This is a genomic window from Parasphingopyxis marina (assembly GCF_014237875.1).
In the GTDB taxonomy this organism is placed as follows: domain Bacteria; phylum Pseudomonadota; class Alphaproteobacteria; order Sphingomonadales; family Sphingomonadaceae; genus Parasphingopyxis; species Parasphingopyxis marina.
The window spans coordinates 1,286,152-1,300,885 of record NZ_JACJVJ010000001.1; the positions used below are offsets into that span (position 1 = coordinate 1,286,152).

Consider the following 14,734-nt stretch of genomic DNA (forward strand, 5'->3'; position numbering starts at 1 on the left):
AGGAAAGCACGAAATGCTCGCGGCCGCATTGATCCGCGTCAAATCGCCCATGCCTTATAGCATTGCCGATAGGACAATTGCAGAAAACGAAACGCAATTGACCCGGCCCCCGCCCGCCGCCTATCCGGGCAGAAACCCCAGCGGAGCAAAGACATGGACAAGATCTACCCCGATGCCGCATCGGCGCTCGACGGCCTGCTGTTCGACGGCATGCATATTTGCGCTGGCGGTTTCGGCCTGTGCGGCATCCCCGACCGGTTGATCGACGCGATCCGCGATGCCGGGGTGAAGGATCTCACCATCGCCTCCAACAATGCCGGGATCGACAATGAAGGGCTGGGCAAGCTGCTGCGCACCGAGCAGGTCAAGAAGATGATCTCCTCCTATGTCGGGGAGAATAAGGAGTTCGAACGGCAATATCTGGCGGGCGAGCTGGAGGTCGAATTCTGCCCGCAGGGCACGCTCGCCGAGCGCTGCCGGGCAGGCGGCGCGGGCATTCCGGGCTTCTATACCAAGACCGGCGTCGGCACCGTCGTCGCCGAGGGCAAGGAAACCAAGGAATTCGACGGCCAGGACTATGTTCTCGAGCGCGGCATCTTCGCCGATCTGTGCATCGTCAAGGGCTGGAAGGCGGACAAGTCGGGCAATCTCGTCTTCCGCAAGACGGCGCGCAACTTCAATCAGCCGATGGCGACCGCGGGCAAGATCTGCGTCGCCGAGGTCGAGGAAATCGTCGAGACGGGCGAACTCGATCCGGACTGCATCCATCTGCCGGGCATCTATGTGAAGCGGCTGATCGACGGCAGCCCCTATGACAAGAAGATCGAATTCGAGACTGTCCGCGAACGCGCTGCCTGAGCCCGAACATAATCGGGGCGAGAACAGAAGAAGGAGAGGACCATGCGGATCAACAACGGCAAGCCCGGCGACATCCATCCGCCGGCCGGCTCCTACAGCCACAGCATAACGATCCCCGGAAACAGCGAGCTTGTCTTCGTTTCCGGTCAGGTCGGGATGCGCCCCGACGGCAGCATCCCCGAAAGCTTCGCGGAGCAGGCAGAACTTGTCTTTCGGAATCTGGACGCCGTGCTCCATGCCAACGGGTTGGTCGCGAACGACATCGTCAAGATGACGACCTTCATCGTGAAGGGCCAGGCGGGAGAAGTGGTGCGAGACGCCCGCGCGAAATATCTCGACGCGCATCGCCCGGCATCGACGGCCGTGTATGTCGAGGCGCTGGTAGCGCCGGAGCTGTTGCTCGAAGTGGAATGTATCGCGGTGCGCCTGCTCTAGAGCGGGGCGCAACGCCGGAACTGGGAATCGGAAGGAAAAACATGCCCTGGACACGTGATGACATGGCCGCCCGCGCGGCGCAGGAGCTGGAGGACGGCTATTATGTCAATCTGGGCATCGGCATTCCGACCCTGGTCGCCAACCATATCCCCGACGGGGTCGAGGTCACGCTCCAGAGCGAGAACGGCATGCTCGGCATAGGGCCGTTCCCCTATGCCGAAGACATGGACCCCGATCTGATCAATGCCGGCAAGCAGACGATCAGCGAACTCCCCCAAAGCGCCTATTTCAGCTCGTCAGACAGCTTTGCGATGATCCGCGGCGGTCATATCGATCTCACCGTTCTCGGTGCGATGGAAGTCGCGGAAAATGGCGATATCGCCAACTGGATGATCCCGGGCAAGATGATCAAGGGCATGGGCGGCGCGATGGATCTCGTCGCGGGCGTCAAGAAGATCATCGTCGTGATGGAGCATTGCTCGAAAAGCGGCGATCCCAAATTCATCCCGGCCTGCACCCTGCCGCTGACGGGCAAGAATGTCGTCGACATGATCGTAACCGATCTCGCGGTGTTCAAGCGCCCGGATCATGAAAGCCCGTTCGAACTGATCGAACTGGCGCCGGACGTTACCGCCGCGGAAGTCGGCGAAAAGACGACCGCCCATTATGTCGAACGGCTGCAATAGGATCGGGCCGCCGATTTTTCGGGGTTACGCTTCAGGCGAAAAATCTATATTGCAGCGCAGCATTGGAAGCCTGACGGGCTTCTGACCCCTAGACCATAGCCGCATCGGGTTCCGGAGCGTTCAAACGCTCCGCAGCTTCGCGGCACATTGCCCGAAAGCCGTTGCCGATGCCCCTACACCGCAATTTCAAGCGCGACTGGCTGTCCCAGCCCCGTACCGAATTTCTCGCCGGACTGGTGGTGGCGCTAGCGCTGATCCCCGAAGCGATCGGCTTTTCGATCATCGCGGGCGTCGATCCGCGCGTCGGCCTGTATGCGAGCTTTTCGATCGCCGTGATCACCGCGATGGTCGGCGGGCGTCCCGGCATGATCTCGGCGGCGACGGCGGCCGTCGCGGTGCTGGTGATCCCGCTGGTGCGCGATCACGGCGTCGAATATCTGTTCGCCGCGACGATCCTGATGGGTGTTTTCCAGGGCGTAGCCGGGTTGCTCCGGCTGGATCTCCTGATGCGCTTCGTGTCGCGCTCGGTGATTACCGGTTTCGTCAATGCGCTCGCGATCCTGATTTTCATGGCGCAGGTGCCGCAGCTGATCGGCCATCATTTCACTGTCGCTACCTATGCGATGGTCGCGGCGGGGCTGGCGATCATCTACGGGCTGCCGATGCTGACCAAGGCGGTGCCGTCGCCGCTCGTGGCGATCGTTCTGCTCGCGGTTGTCAGCATTTTCGGCGGCTTCGGCGTCTCCACGGTCGGCGATATGGGGCATCTCCCCGATAGCCTGCCGATGTTCCATCTGCCGATCGTCCCGCTGACCTTCGAAACGCTCAAGATCATCGCGCCCTATGCGGCCGGCATGGCGGCGGTCGGCCTCCTGGAATCCCTGCTGACGGCGTCGATCGTCGATGACATGACCGAGACGCGCAGCGACAAAAGGCAGGAATGCTTCGGCCAGGGCACTGCGAACTTCTTCACCGGGTTCATCGGCGGCATGGGCGGCTGCGCGATGATCGGCCAGTCGGTGATCAACATCAAATCGGGCGGCCGCCGGCGGCTCTCGACGATGGTTGCGGGCGTCATGCTGCTCGTCCTGATCGTCCTTCTCGGTCCCTGGGTCGCGCAGATCCCGATGCCGGCTTTGGTCGCGGTGATGATCTTCGTTTCGATCAGCACCTTCCGCTGGAAATCCTTCCTCGAGATCAACCACCATCCCCGGGCCTCGACCGCCGTGATGCTGGCGACCGTCGTCACCGTCGTATGGACGCACGATCTGGCGCAGGGCGTGCTGGTCGGCGTGCTGCTGAGCGGCATCTTCTTCGCCGCCAAGGTCCGCAATCTCGTCACCATCGAGACGAGCCTCGATGGCACGACCCGGCACTATGTGATCGCCGGACAGATATTCTTCGCCTCGATCGACCGGATCACCGAAGCGATGGAATTCAACGAAGAGGACGTCACCGATATCGATATCGACCTCACACACGCCCATTTCTGGGATATTTCGGCGACCGGTGTGCTCGACAAGGTCGTCGCGCGCTTGCAGGGCGAGGGCAAGACGGTGCGCGTCATCGGGCTCAACCTCGCCAGCGCGACCCTGATCGAAAAATATAGCGACAACGAGAAGCCGTTTCAGAGCCTGGGCGTGGTCGGCCACTAAGGGCCAACCGGTCCTCCGCTATTCGGCCCGCTATTGGCGTCGTCTAGAAGCTGACGAAAGCGCCGATCATGAACTGTTCGGGGTCATACGCGCCGCTTGCCTCGCGGTGGCGATATTCGGCCCGGACACCGACATCCTGGCCGACCATATAGCGCGCGCCGAGGCCGTAGATGATGCCGTCCATGGAATCGTCGCTGTCGAAGGTGGCGCCGGTCGCGACGTCGCGCACCGTCACATCGACCTGTTCCCCGCCATAGCCCGCAATGCCATAGGCCGCGAAACCGGGCAGGGGCGCGAGGCCGAGCCGGGCGGTGCCGCTCCAGTTGAAACGCGCCTGGCTCCGTACTTCGCGGTCCGTGCCGTTATTGCTGACGATGGCCGTGGTTTCGCCGGTCGAATCCCCGACACCGGCCTCCAGGGCCATATAGCCCATAGGGAAGACCGGCAGTTCGATGCCGACGAAAGCGCCATAATCGACGCCGTTGCTTTCGTCGCTTCCGGTAATCGTCCCGGGTTCGCCGAAACGGCTGGCGCTGCGTTCGCCGGTGCCGGCTTCCAGGCCCATATAGATATCCGGCACGAACGGAACGCTCTGGGCGTGGCTCGGCGCGGCGAGGCCCGCGAGAAGGGCGGCGGCGGGATAGACGATATGCTTCATGGCGATAATCCTACGCAACTGGCTCGCCCCAACCGGGCGATCGCGCCCGTTCATGCCGAAAAAGACGCCGAAAATAAGAGGCCATGCGACGAGGCGAGTCCGCGCTGCGCCGGTCGGAACGAACGGGACGCAAAGCGGAATTCCAGGCTGCGCGGAAAGAAATGGCGCAATTTCGGCCACCGCGCTATGATCGGGAAATGGGGAACAGGTTTCAAATCTATCTTATCAAGCCGACGCGCTATCATGACGACGGCTATCCGCTGAGCTGGTGGCGCTCGATCGTGCCATCCAATTCGCTCGCCTGCCTTGCCGGGATCGTCGACGATGCCATCGAGCGCGGCGCGCTCGGCGATATCGAAGCGGATGTTTATACGATCGACGAGATCCATTCGCGCGTCGATCCGAAGAAAATCGCAAAGGCCATCGAGAAAGCGGGCGGCCGCGGATTTATCGGCATGGTCGGCGTGCAATCGAACCAGTTCCCGCGCTGCATGCATATGGCGCGCGAATTTCGAGCGGCGGGGCTGCCGGTGTCGATCGGTGGCTTCCACGTCTCGGGTTGCCTCTCAATGCTCAAGGAAATGACCCCCGAACTCGTCGAGGCGCAGGAACTCGGCATCAGCTTTTTCGCCGGCGAGGCCGAGGACGGCCGGATCGACGAGGTGCTGCGCGATGCCTATGCGGGCGAACTCAAGCCGGTCTACGACTGGCTCAAGGACACGCCCAATATCGCCGGCGCGCCGATCCCCTTCCTTCCGGCCGAGCAGGTGCAGAACAACACCAACCGCTTTTCGAGCTTCGATCTTGGCCGGGGCTGCCCGTTCGAATGTTCCTTCTGCACGATCATCAATGTGCAGGGCCGCAAGAGCCGTTTCCGCACCGCCGACGATCTGGAAAAAATCATCCGAGTCAACGCGGCCGCCGGGATCACGCGCTTCGTGCTCACCGACGACAATTTCGCGCGCAACAAGAATTGGGAGGTGTTCGCCGACCGGCTGATCGAGCTGCGCGGACAGGGCTTCCCGGTGAAGCTCGTGATACAGGTCGATACGCTGGCCCACCGCATCCCCAACTTCATCGATAAATGCGTGAAGATGGGCGTCGACGAGCTGTTCGTGGGCCTCGAAAACGTCAATGCCGACAATCTGGAAGCGGCGAAGAAGCGGCAGAACCGGGTCGAGGAATATCGCGAGATGTTCCTGATGTGGAAGAAGCATCCGGTCTTCATCATCTGCGGCTATATCATCGGCTTCCCGAACGATTCTTATGAGTCCATCCAGCGCGATATCGGCATCCTCAAGGAAGAACTGCCGATCGACGCGATCTATCTCAACTATCTGACGCCGCTGCCCGGCAGCGAGGATCACAAGCGGCAACATGAAGCCGGCGAGTGGATGGATCCGGACCTCAACAAATACGATCTCAACCACCGCGTCACCCATCACCCCAAAATGTCGGACGAGGAATGGGAGCGCGCCTATGTCGACGCGCACCGCGCCTTTTACAGCTTCGACCATATGGAGCGGGTGATGAAGCGGATGGTCGCGCTTGGTTCGAACAAGAAGAAGATGACGCTGAACCGTCTCGTCGCCTATCGCGAGGCGGTGCGTATCGGCGGGGTCGCGAAATTCGAATCCGGCTATTTCCGCATGCGCCGCCGCACCCAGCGCCGCCCCGGTTTTCCGATTGAAAATCCGCTTGTCTTCTACCCGAAATATGCGTTGCTCAACGTCTGGAACCTGTGGCGCGTGACGCTGACCTGGCTGAAATTGAAGCGCTTCATGCGCCGCGCGCTCAGCGATCCGAACGGCCTGGCCTATAGCGACGCCGCGATCACCGAAGAGACACGCAAGGTGGACGTGCTGCTCACCGGCACCCGCCATTCCGAGCAGGCTGATGTCCGGCGCGAGCATCGCGAAGCCCGGGAAGCCGCCGCCTGATATCGCGGCGCGCGGACAACGAAATTTCTTGGGCGAACGGATGCATTCGTGATAATTTGTCCTCCGCAATTCCGGGGGGGGAGGGCAATATGGCCGATGCAGTGAAGGCGCGCAGCGGCGCGCGAGCGGAGCGGACTTTCTATCTTTCGATGGCGCTGCTGATGGCGGCCGGCATATTGGGAGGGTTCCTGCCGAGCTGGTTCCTGCGCCAGTGGATGCACCAGCCGTCGATGCTGCCGCTGACCCCCTGGATATGGATCCACGGGCTCGTCTTCACCGCGTGGCTCGCGCTCTTCGTCACGCAGGTCGGGCTGATTTCGGCGGGCAATCGCGCCATGCACCAGCGCCTCGGCGTCGCCGGCTTCGGCTTTGCCGTGATCCTGTTCGTCGTGGGTTTTGCCGCCTCCCTGCACGGCGCGGCGCGCGGCTCGCATCCGCCGTTCCTGTCCGCCGAGAGCTGGCTCGCGGTTCCCATCCTCAACCTGGTTTCGCCCGCGCTGCTGATCCCGCTGGGGCTCGCCAACCGCCGCAAGGACCCCCAGGCGCACAAGCGCTACATGCTGATGGCGATGGCGGCGTTTACCGGGCCGGGCTTCGGCCGGATCGCTTTCATCCCCTTTTATGCGGGGCTCTATATCCCGGCGCTTTTCATCGTCGCGCTGGTCGGCTGGGATATCCATTCGCGCGGACGCATCCATCGCGCGACCTGGATCGGCGGTTCGATCGCGTTTCTCGCGATTTGCGTTTCGCCGCTGATCTGGAACACGCCGGCCTGGCTCGCCGTGGCACGGTGGTTGATGGCGCTTTGGGTATAGCTAAACGGTAGACAGCGGGCGTTTCGCCGCTAGATAGGCGGCATGCCCGAACCCCGCACACTGTACGAGAAGATCTGGGACGCACACGTCGTCGAAAAGGGCGATGATGGCACGTCGATCATCTTCATCGACCGCCACCTCGTTCACGAGGTGACGAGTCCTCAGGCATTCGAAGCGCTGCGGATCGCGGGGCGCGATGTGCGCCGTCCGGACCTGACCCTCGCCGTGCCCGATCACAATCTGCCGACCACCGCGCGGCGCGATAGCGCAGGCAACCGTATACCCATCGCCGACCCGATGTCGGCGCAGCAGCTCGAAGCGCTGGAAGCGAACGCGCCGGCCTTCGGCATCCGCTATTTCGACGATGCCTCGCCCCAGCAGGGAATCGTCCATGTCGTCGGCCCCGAACAGGGCTTCACCTTGCCCGGCACGACTTTGGTCTGCGGGGACAGCCATACGGCTGCGCACGGGGCGCTCGGGGCGCTCGCTTTCGGCATCGGAACGAGCGAGGTCGAACATGTGCTGGCGACGCAAACCCTTCAGCTAACCCGCTCCAAGTCCATGGAAATCCGGATCGACGGCACGCTCGGCTTCGCCGTGTCGTCCAAGGATGTCGCGCTTGCGATCATCGGCAAGATCGGCGCGGCGGGCGGCACCGGCCATGTCATCGAATATACCGGCTCGGTGATCCGCGAGATGTCGATCGAGGGGCGGCTGACCGTCTCCAACATGTCGATCGAGGCGGGCGCGCGCGCCGGGCTGATCGCGCCCGACGAAAAGACGTTCGCCTATCTGAAGGGTCGGCCGATGGCGCCCTCGGGCGAGAATTGGGACAAGGCCGTTCAATGGTGGAAGACGCTGCCGACCGACGAAGGCGCGCGCTTCGACAAGACCGTCATTCTCGACGCCGCCGATATCGCGCCCAACGTCACCTGGGGCACCAGCCCCGAGGATGTGGTCTCGATCACCGGCGAAGTGCCCTCGCTCGATAGCTTCACCGATCCCTCCAAGCGCGCCTCGGCTGAAAAGTCGCTGGCCTATATGGGGCTGGTTCCGGGCCAGAAGATGCAGGATGTCGAGGTCGACAATATTTTCATCGGCAGTTGCACCAACAGCCGGATCGAGGATCTGCGTGCCGCTGCCGCGGTGCTGCAGGGCCACCGGATTTCCGATGCGATCAAGCAGGCGCTGGTCGTGCCGGGCTCGGGACTCGTCAAGCTGCAGGCCGAGCAGGAGGGGCTCGACAGGATCTTCGTGGAGGCCGGTTTCGAATGGCGCGAGCCTGGCTGTTCGATGTGCCTCGGCATGAACCCGGACAAGGTGCCCGCGGGCCAGCGGTGTGCCTCGACCTCGAACCGCAATTTCGTCGGCCGGCAGGGGCCGGGCGCGCGCACGCATCTCGTGTCGCCGGCGATGGCTGCCGCCGCCGCGATCAACGGACGGCTCACCGATGTCAGGGAGATGATGTCATGATGAAGACGATTGCCAGATGGCTCGCCCCGATGGCGCTGTTCGCGGCGCCCGCCGCCGCGCAGGACACGCCCGATATCGAGATGTGGCGGCTCGATTGCGGCGTTATCGACCTTTCGGATTCCGGGCCTTTTTCCGATGGCCATCTTTACGACGGCGAACCCCGGACGCTGACCGACAGCTGTTACGTCATCCGCAATGGCGATCGATATCTGCTCTGGGATACGGGCGTGTCGAGCAGCCTGATCGGTAATCCGGTCAGCCAGTTTATTTTCACCATGTCGCTCGAACGCAGCATCGTGGACCAGCTTGCCGATATCGATATCAGCCCCGAACAGGTGACCTTTGTCGGTCTCAGCCATTATCATGGCGACCATATCGGCCAGGCGGCCGAATTCCCGGGCGCGACCTTGCTGATGAACAGCCGCGATCTGGCGGTCGTGCGCAGCGGCGCCAATGCCGAGGCAACGGCGGCGCTGGCTCCGTGGATCGGCGAAGATGCCGGAGAAGCGTTGAATTTTTCGGGCGATCACGACGTGTTCGGCGATGGCAGCGTGACGATTCTGTCGATGCCCGGCCACACGCCAGGACACAGTTCGCTCCTCGTCCGCCTGCCCGAGTCCGGTAACTTCCTTCTGACCGGCGATCTCTATCATTTCCGCGAGCAGATCGAAAATCGCGGCGTCCCGGCTTTCAACACCGACCGCGCCGATACGCTCGCTTCCTTCGAGCGTTTCGGGCAGATCGATGCCTCGCTCGATGCGATCATCGTCATCCAGCACGATCCGGGCGATATCGAGCGGCTGCCGGCATTCCCGGCTTCGGCGCGCTGACGATGCGCGGAACTCCCTTTTTCGCGGCCGCCTTGCTGGCCTCCGCGAGCCCGCTTGCCGCCGAAGTGCCGATGGCGATTGCCGCCAGCGGCCATGCGACGGTGCCGGTGGCGATCGACGGGGTCGGCACGTTCGATTTCGTTCTCGATACCGGGGCCAGCGAAAGCGCACTCTACGATCCGTTCGTGGCGGAGCACGATATCCCCGTCGGGGAATCCGAGGACCAGCTGGTCGGGCAGACCGGGGCGGTAACGGTGCGTATCGCGGCGCTGCCACGGGTGACGATGGACGGGCATTCCGCCGAAGGCATCATGGCGGCCATCCTCGATGCCCGGCCGGACGGGGTTCCGCTGCCTGGAATTATCGGTCTCGACCTGTTCGGCGACGCCGTTCTCGATTTCGATCTGCCGCGCGGTCGCGCGGCGATCCTGGAGAGCGGCACGGTGCCCGAGGGCATGGAAGAGGCCGAGAGCGTTGCAGCCGCGCCGACCCTGGGCGAGTTGCTCACCATTCCCGTCCATATCGGCGACGTGGAAGCGCTGGCGGTCATCGACACCGGCGCGCGCAAGACCCGGATCAACTGGCGGCTGGGCCATCTGATCGGCCTCGATCCCTCCACGCTCGATGCCGGAGAGACCATCCAGGGCGCGACCAATATGCCGGTCGAATCGCTCGAAGCGCGCATAGCCGATGTCCGGTTCGGCGATGTGACCCTGGCCGAGGCCCCGGTGCTCGTCGCGGACCTTCCCGTTTTCGAAGCCTTCGGAGTCGCCGACCGGCCGGCGATCATCTTCGGTATGGATTGGCTGGAGGCCGTACGCATGGTGATAGACTTTCCCGAACGCCGCGTGCGGTTCGCGGTCACGGGGCGTTGACGATGAAGCCCGTCTCCACCGTCCACGGCCGCGCGATTCCGTTCGGCCGCAAGAATGTCGATACCGACATCATCATCCCGGCCGCCTATCTCAAGACCGTGAGCCGCGAAGGGCTGGGCGCGGGCGCGTTCGAAACCGTGCGCGCGGAAGAGGGCAATGTCTTCGACGATCCCGAATATGCCGGCGGATCGATCCTGATCGCGGGCGACAATTTCGGCTGCGGATCGAGCCGCGAGCACGCCGCATGGGCGCTGCTCGATCTCGGCATCACCGCCGTCATCGCGCCGAGCTTTTCGGACATCTTTTCGGGAAACGCCTTCAAGAACGGCATCCTCGCGGTAGAGCTGCCGCGGGAGGCGGTCGACCGGCTGATGGAAGTCGCCAAGACCGATCCGATCACGATAGATCTTGAAAATCAGGTGGTTACGACTCCTTTTCAGGATCGGTTCGCATTCCCGCTCGATCCGTTTCGCAAACACTGCCTGATGGCGGGCCTCGACGAGATCGGGTTGACCATGAAGAGCGAGGCGGCGATTGCCGCCTATGAAAACAAGATCGCGGCGGAAAGACCGTGGCTCGCGCCCTGAATTTCGGGAACTCGCGCGTAAAATTGGAGACGAAGCTATGAAAGCCCTGCTGTCCTACGAAACCGGCGGCCCCGAAACCCTGCGCATGGGGGAGCTCGACAAGCCGCAAGCGAAGCCCGGCCATTTGCTTATCGCGGTCAAGGCCTGCGCGATCAACTATCCCGATGTGATCATCATCATCGACAAATATCAGTTCAAGCCCGAGCGCCCCTTTGCCCCGGGCGGCGAGGTTTCGGGCGTCGTCGAAGCGGTGGGCGAGGGCGTCGAGGGCTTTGCAGCCGGTGATCGCGTGCTGGCGATGTGCGGCAATGGCGGGCTCGCCGAATATGTCGCGGTGCCCGCGACCAACGCCTTCAAGCTGCCCGACGATGTGGCGTTCGAGCCGGCGTCCGCGATGATCCTTACCTATGGCACGACGATCCACGCGCTCGCCGATCGCGGCGATCTCAAGGAAGGCGAAACCCTGCTGGTGCTGGGCGCGGCGGGCGGCGTCGGTCTCGCCGCGGTCGAAATCGGCAAGGCGATGGGCGCGCGCGTCGTCGGCGCGGTGTCGTCGGAAGAAAAGGCGCAGGCGGTGCGCGATGCCGGGGCGGACGACGTTCTCATCTACCCGCGCGGGCCGTTCGACAAGGATGCGTCCAAGGCGCTTTCCGCGCAGTTCAAGGAAGCCGTCGGGCCGAACGGCGCGGACGTGATCTATGACGCGGTCGGCGGCGATTATTGCGAACCGGCACTGCGCTCGATCGCCTGGGAAGGCCGCTATCTGGTGATCGGCTTTCCGGCCGGCATCCCCAAACTGCCGCTCAACCTGACGCTGTTGAAGAGTTGCGACGTGCGCGGCGTGTTCTGGGGCGCTTTTGCGGCCCGCGATCCGCAGCACAATCGCGACAATGTCGATCAGCTCTTCCGATGGTGGCAAGAGGGCAAGATCGCGCCCCAGGTGACCGAGGTCTTCCCGTTCGAAAAGGGCGGCGATGCCATCGCCAAGATGGGCGCGCGCCAGGCCATCGGTAAACTGGTGGTGAAGATCGCGGACTAGCTAGTTTGCTCCGTACGGTCGGAAGGTCACGGCTTTTCGATTGCCACTCGCGCTGATGGTTATCCGGTTGTTCCGTTCCGGATCGGCATAGTTCAATCCTTGGCAGCTGTCGGTCTGGACGATTTGGTGGTCTCCAAGCCAATCGTTAATGTGTTCGAGCAGCCAATCGCAATCGCCGTTTGTAACAAGTACCACTGAAGTGAGGCGCCCTTCTACAATTCTCAGTGTGACAGATTGCCAGAGGATCCCGCCAAAATCGGAATTCCCCAACCTGAGTATATTCCGATAAGAAGGCGGCAAATCCAGCGCGACATAATACTCTTCTCTATCGATTATGGCTTCCGGATAGGCTGCTTGTACTTGGAGTTCCGACATACCCCAGCGGGTCCGGTCCCATCCTGCGGAGGCAGGCGAGGACATCGCAAATATCAGCAGAAACGCTATCAGAGTTCTGATGCCGACCTCCTCCAATTGGTGAGTCTGCGCTGTTGCAACGGGAAGAATGGTCTACCACAAGTCGAAGCTCAAGAAGACCGGATAGCAAGGGGCGTTGCGCATGGCGCTTCGCCTCCCTATTTTCAGGAACGACAAAGATTTCAGGCAAAAGGGGCCGTAGATGACGAGTTTCAAGGATCGCGAAAAAGGCTTCGAGAACAAGTTCGCGCACGATCAGGAAATGCAGTTCCGGATTACCGCGCGCCGCAACCGTCTGGTCGGCGAATGGGCAGCGGAACTGATGGGGCTGACCGCCGAGGAAACCGACGCCTATGCCAAGGCGGTCGTGCAGGCCGATTTCGAGGAAGCGGGCGATGAAGACGTGATCCGCAAGGTTCTGGGCGATCTGACGGCGGCCGAAGTCGATGTCGACGACGGCGCGATCCGCGAAAAGCTCGACGAAATGACGGTCGAGGCCCGCCGCCAGTTCATCGAGTCGACGGACTAGCATCATGGCGATGGCGGCCGAAGATATCGAAACGATGATCCGCGATGCGATCCCCGATGCCGCGATCGAGATCACCGATCTCGCCGGGGACGGGGACCATTATTCGGCCCGCGTCGTTTCGGAGAGCTTCCGGGGGATGCCGCGCGTGAAACAGCATCAGGCGGTCTATGCCGCGCTGGGCGGCCGTATGGGCGGGGAGCTGCACGCGCTCCAGCTCGTCACCGCCGCACCCGAACAGGAGTAACCACCATGTCCGACCCACAGGCCCGTATCGATGAAACCGTGAAGGGCAGCGATGTCGTGCTCTTCATGAAGGGTTCGCCGCTCTTCCCGCAATGCGGCTTTTCCAGCCGCGCGGTGGCGATCCTCGAACATCTCGGCGTCGAATTTTCGAGTTTCGATGTGCTGCAGGACCAGGAAGTCCGCCAGGGCATCAAGGCCTATTCCGACTGGCCGACCATTCCGCAGCTCTACGTGAAAGGCGAATTCGTCGGCGGTTCGGACATCATGATGGAGATGTACGAGGCCGGCGAACTCCAGGCCTTGATGCAGGAAAAGGGCGTCGCGCCGGTCGTCGGCTGACGTTGCTTAGCGCGCCGCGGCGCGCGTCGCGCCCAACAGCAGAGCCGCCGGATCGCCTTTCGCGCGAAAGCTGGCGATCAGGAGATAGGCGGTGAGCACCAGTGCTCCGCCGAAGAAGATCGCGACGGCAATCGCCAACCCGGAAAGGGCGAAACCTTCCCGCCAGGCGATCCATAGCGCGCCGAGCACCAGCAGGCAGGTAAAGTCGAGGTTGAACTGGCCCGGCCAGCCCATCGCCAGCATGTCCCCGAAATAGTCCGGGTAAAAATTGAGGCCATGAGCCGACACGGTGAACACCGTATAAATGGCGAGTTCCAGGAAAAGGATGATCAGCAGGATTCGAAAAGCGGCCATTGTCGGGTCTCCTGTTCGATGGACCGGGTGTTTTCGAAGCCGTGATGCGGCCCGTGCTGCGGCAAGTCGATTACCTTGGAGGTAATGGAATTGCGTTCGTCCGCCCTCTAGATTGCGACCCGCATCGCATGATGGAGGCGCGCATATGGGTACGGTTCCGGTTGGGCAGCAGCTCAGGCAATGGCGCGAACGGCGGCGGGTCAGCCAGATGCAGCTCGCGCTCGACGCCGATATCTCGCCGCGCCATCTGAGCTTTATCGAAACCGGGCGCTCGCGCCCCAGCACCGGTACCCTGGAACGGCTCGCCGAGCAGCTGGAGGTGCCTTACCGCGCGCGCAACGGCATGTTGCGCGCCGCCGGTTTCGCGCCCCGCCACGCCGAACGGCCGCTCGACGATCCCGCGATGGAACAGGCGCTCGTCGCGATCCAGCATATCCTGAAGGGCCATGAACCCTATCCGGCGATCGCGGTGGACCGGCACTGGAACATCCTCGCCGCCAACGACGCCATAAGCTTCTTCACCGAACAGATCGGCAGCGCGTTGCTCGCCCAGCCGATGAACGCGCTCAAGATCGCGCTCCACCCCGAGGGGCTGGCGCCGCAGGTCGTCAACCTTGCCGAATGGCACGCCCATGTGATGGAACAGCTCGACCGTTCGATAGAGGCCAGCGCCGACGAGGGGCTGGTCGCCTTGCGGGCCGAGATCGCCGGCTATCCGCATGCGCAGGCCGAAGAACCGCCGGCCGCCGATCCCGACCGGATATGGCTGCCGCTGATAATCGATACGGTGGTCGGGCGGATGTCCTTCGTCTCGACGATCACGATCTTCGGGACGCCGGTCGATGTGACCTTGTCGGAGCTGGCGCTCGAGGCTTTCTATCCCGCCGACGAGGCGACGGCGGACATCCTGCGGGCGGCCGGGAGGCACTGACCTGGCGCCCGGCCATCAAAAGCTTTCCGCCAGGCAGCCCATTCGCTAAGCCCCGCCGATGGTTTTTCGGAAA

General features: G+C 62.8%; 17 protein-coding genes. 15 read left to right on the plus strand and 2 right to left on the minus strand.

The features are described 5' to 3' along the window. Nucleotides 1-153 precede the first annotated feature (153 nt). The 4 genes from H6P80_RS06365 to H6P80_RS06380 all read left to right on the plus strand — a co-directional run bounded on the left by H6P80_RS06365 (nucleotide 154) and on the right by H6P80_RS06380 (nucleotide 3,634). Nucleotides 154-858, plus strand: a complete 705-nt coding sequence (locus tag H6P80_RS06365) for a CoA transferase subunit A (protein ID WP_185800462.1) — start codon at nucleotides 154-156, stop codon at nucleotides 856-858. Nucleotides 859-900: 42 nt separating this feature from the next. Then, nucleotides 901-1,293 carry a RidA family protein gene (locus tag H6P80_RS06370; RefSeq protein ID WP_185800463.1) on the plus strand — a complete coding sequence of 131 codons (393 nt, stop codon included), beginning with the start codon at nucleotides 901-903 and terminating at the stop codon, nucleotides 1,291-1,293. Nucleotides 1,294-1,334: 41 nt separating this feature from the next. Beyond that, nucleotides 1,335-1,979: a CoA transferase subunit B gene (locus tag H6P80_RS06375; RefSeq protein ID WP_185800464.1), complete on the plus strand. Its 645-nt coding sequence runs from the start codon at nucleotides 1,335-1,337 to the stop codon at nucleotides 1,977-1,979. Between the two features lie 167 nt (nucleotides 1,980-2,146). Further along, nucleotides 2,147-3,634: a SulP family inorganic anion transporter gene (locus tag H6P80_RS06380; RefSeq protein ID WP_185800465.1), complete on the plus strand. Its 1,488-nt coding sequence runs from the start codon at nucleotides 2,147-2,149 to the stop codon at nucleotides 3,632-3,634. 43 nt (nucleotides 3,635-3,677) lie between these two features. On the opposite strand, the gene H6P80_RS06385 is transcribed toward H6P80_RS06380, so the two are convergent. Beyond that, entirely contained in the window at nucleotides 3,678-4,292 is a 615-nt protein-coding gene (locus H6P80_RS06385) for an outer membrane protein (RefSeq protein ID WP_185800466.1), read from the minus strand. Between the two features lie 197 nt (nucleotides 4,293-4,489). Between H6P80_RS06385 and H6P80_RS06390 the strand changes: the two genes are divergently transcribed. From H6P80_RS06390 to grxD, 10 genes are all read left to right on the plus strand, one after another. Next, nucleotides 4,490-6,232 (plus strand): B12-binding domain-containing radical SAM protein, encoded by a 1,743-nt coding sequence (locus H6P80_RS06390; protein WP_221892890.1) that lies wholly within the window; start codon nucleotides 4,490-4,492, stop codon nucleotides 6,230-6,232. An 89-nt stretch (nucleotides 6,233-6,321) separates the two neighbouring features. Then, nucleotides 6,322-7,047: a hypothetical protein gene (locus H6P80_RS06395; RefSeq protein ID WP_185800468.1), complete on the plus strand. Its 726-nt coding sequence runs from the start codon at nucleotides 6,322-6,324 to the stop codon at nucleotides 7,045-7,047. 42 nt (nucleotides 7,048-7,089) lie between these two features. After that, the gene (leuC, locus tag H6P80_RS06400) at nucleotides 7,090-8,520 is read left to right on the plus strand and encodes a 3-isopropylmalate dehydratase large subunit (protein WP_185800469.1); all 1,431 of its coding nucleotides are present in this window, start codon (nucleotides 7,090-7,092) and stop codon (nucleotides 8,518-8,520) included. After that, nucleotides 8,517-9,350: an N-acyl homoserine lactonase family protein gene (locus tag H6P80_RS06405; RefSeq protein ID WP_221892891.1), complete on the plus strand. Its 834-nt coding sequence runs from the start codon at nucleotides 8,517-8,519 to the stop codon at nucleotides 9,348-9,350. Before leuC ends, H6P80_RS06405 begins: the two co-directional genes overlap by 4 nt. Before the next feature lie 2 nt (nucleotides 9,351-9,352). Beyond that, nucleotides 9,353-10,225 carry a retroviral-like aspartic protease family protein gene (locus H6P80_RS06410; protein WP_185800470.1) on the plus strand — a complete coding sequence of 291 codons (873 nt, stop codon included), beginning with the start codon at nucleotides 9,353-9,355 and terminating at the stop codon, nucleotides 10,223-10,225. A gap of 2 nt (nucleotides 10,226-10,227) precedes the next feature. Next, nucleotides 10,228-10,812: a 3-isopropylmalate dehydratase small subunit gene (leuD, locus tag H6P80_RS06415; RefSeq protein WP_185800471.1), complete on the plus strand. Its 585-nt coding sequence runs from the start codon at nucleotides 10,228-10,230 to the stop codon at nucleotides 10,810-10,812. A 37-nt stretch (nucleotides 10,813-10,849) separates the two neighbouring features. Next, complete coding sequence (locus tag H6P80_RS06420; protein ID WP_185800472.1) at nucleotides 10,850-11,851, plus strand: NADPH:quinone oxidoreductase family protein; 1,002 nt, start codon at nucleotides 10,850-10,852, stop codon at nucleotides 11,849-11,851. 616 nt (nucleotides 11,852-12,467) lie between these two features. Next, nucleotides 12,468-12,794, plus strand: a complete 327-nt coding sequence (locus H6P80_RS06425) for a DUF1476 domain-containing protein (protein ID WP_185800473.1) — start codon at nucleotides 12,468-12,470, stop codon at nucleotides 12,792-12,794. 4 nt (nucleotides 12,795-12,798) lie between these two features. After that, the gene (locus tag H6P80_RS06430) at nucleotides 12,799-13,038 is read left to right on the plus strand and encodes a BolA family protein (RefSeq protein ID WP_185800474.1); all 240 of its coding nucleotides are present in this window, start codon (nucleotides 12,799-12,801) and stop codon (nucleotides 13,036-13,038) included. Between the two features lie 5 nt (nucleotides 13,039-13,043). Next, nucleotides 13,044-13,376 (plus strand): Grx4 family monothiol glutaredoxin, encoded by a 333-nt coding sequence (grxD, locus tag H6P80_RS06435; protein ID WP_185800475.1) that lies wholly within the window; start codon nucleotides 13,044-13,046, stop codon nucleotides 13,374-13,376. A 6-nt stretch (nucleotides 13,377-13,382) separates the two neighbouring features. Here grxD and H6P80_RS06440 read toward each other — a convergent pair whose 3' ends face one another. After that, nucleotides 13,383-13,730, minus strand: a complete 348-nt coding sequence (locus tag H6P80_RS06440; protein ID WP_185800476.1) for a hypothetical protein — start codon at nucleotides 13,728-13,730, stop codon at nucleotides 13,383-13,385. Nucleotides 13,731-13,875: 145 nt separating this feature from the next. Between H6P80_RS06440 and H6P80_RS06445 the strand changes: the two genes are divergently transcribed. After that, entirely contained in the window at nucleotides 13,876-14,661 is a 786-nt protein-coding gene (locus H6P80_RS06445) for a helix-turn-helix domain-containing protein (RefSeq protein WP_185800477.1), read from the plus strand. Nucleotides 14,662-14,734: the final 73 nt, after the last annotated feature.

Coding starts and splice junctions, on each gene's coding strand:
- H6P80_RS06375 (WP_185800464.1), top strand. CDS start 1,335: ATGCCCTGGACACGTGATGACATGGCCGCCCGCGCGGCGCAGGAGCTG.
- H6P80_RS06445 (WP_185800477.1), top strand. CDS start 13,876: ATGGGTACGGTTCCGGTTGGGCAGCAGCTCAGGCAATGGCGCGAACGG.
- H6P80_RS06395 (WP_185800468.1), top strand. CDS start 6,322: ATGGCCGATGCAGTGAAGGCGCGCAGCGGCGCGCGAGCGGAGCGGACT.
- leuC (WP_185800469.1), top strand. CDS start 7,090: ATGCCCGAACCCCGCACACTGTACGAGAAGATCTGGGACGCACACGTC.
- H6P80_RS06420 (WP_185800472.1), top strand. CDS start 10,850: ATGAAAGCCCTGCTGTCCTACGAAACCGGCGGCCCCGAAACCCTGCGC.
- H6P80_RS06440 (WP_185800476.1), bottom strand. CDS start 13,730: ATGGCCGCTTTTCGAATCCTGCTGATCATCCTTTTCCTGGAACTCGCC.
- H6P80_RS06410 (WP_185800470.1), top strand. CDS start 9,353: ATGCGCGGAACTCCCTTTTTCGCGGCCGCCTTGCTGGCCTCCGCGAGC.
- H6P80_RS06370 (WP_185800463.1), top strand. CDS start 901: ATGCGGATCAACAACGGCAAGCCCGGCGACATCCATCCGCCGGCCGGC.
- H6P80_RS06385 (WP_185800466.1), bottom strand. CDS start 4,292: ATGAAGCATATCGTCTATCCCGCCGCCGCCCTTCTCGCGGGCCTCGCC.
- grxD (WP_185800475.1), top strand. CDS start 13,044: ATGTCCGACCCACAGGCCCGTATCGATGAAACCGTGAAGGGCAGCGAT.
- H6P80_RS06380 (WP_185800465.1), top strand. CDS start 2,147: ATGCCCCTACACCGCAATTTCAAGCGCGACTGGCTGTCCCAGCCCCGT.
- H6P80_RS06425 (WP_185800473.1), top strand. CDS start 12,468: ATGACGAGTTTCAAGGATCGCGAAAAAGGCTTCGAGAACAAGTTCGCG.
- H6P80_RS06430 (WP_185800474.1), top strand. CDS start 12,799: ATGGCGATGGCGGCCGAAGATATCGAAACGATGATCCGCGATGCGATC.
- H6P80_RS06405 (WP_221892891.1), top strand. CDS start 8,517: ATGATGAAGACGATTGCCAGATGGCTCGCCCCGATGGCGCTGTTCGCG.
- leuD (WP_185800471.1), top strand. CDS start 10,228: ATGAAGCCCGTCTCCACCGTCCACGGCCGCGCGATTCCGTTCGGCCGC.
- H6P80_RS06365 (WP_185800462.1), top strand. CDS start 154: ATGGACAAGATCTACCCCGATGCCGCATCGGCGCTCGACGGCCTGCTG.
- H6P80_RS06390 (WP_221892890.1), top strand. CDS start 4,490: ATGGGGAACAGGTTTCAAATCTATCTTATCAAGCCGACGCGCTATCAT.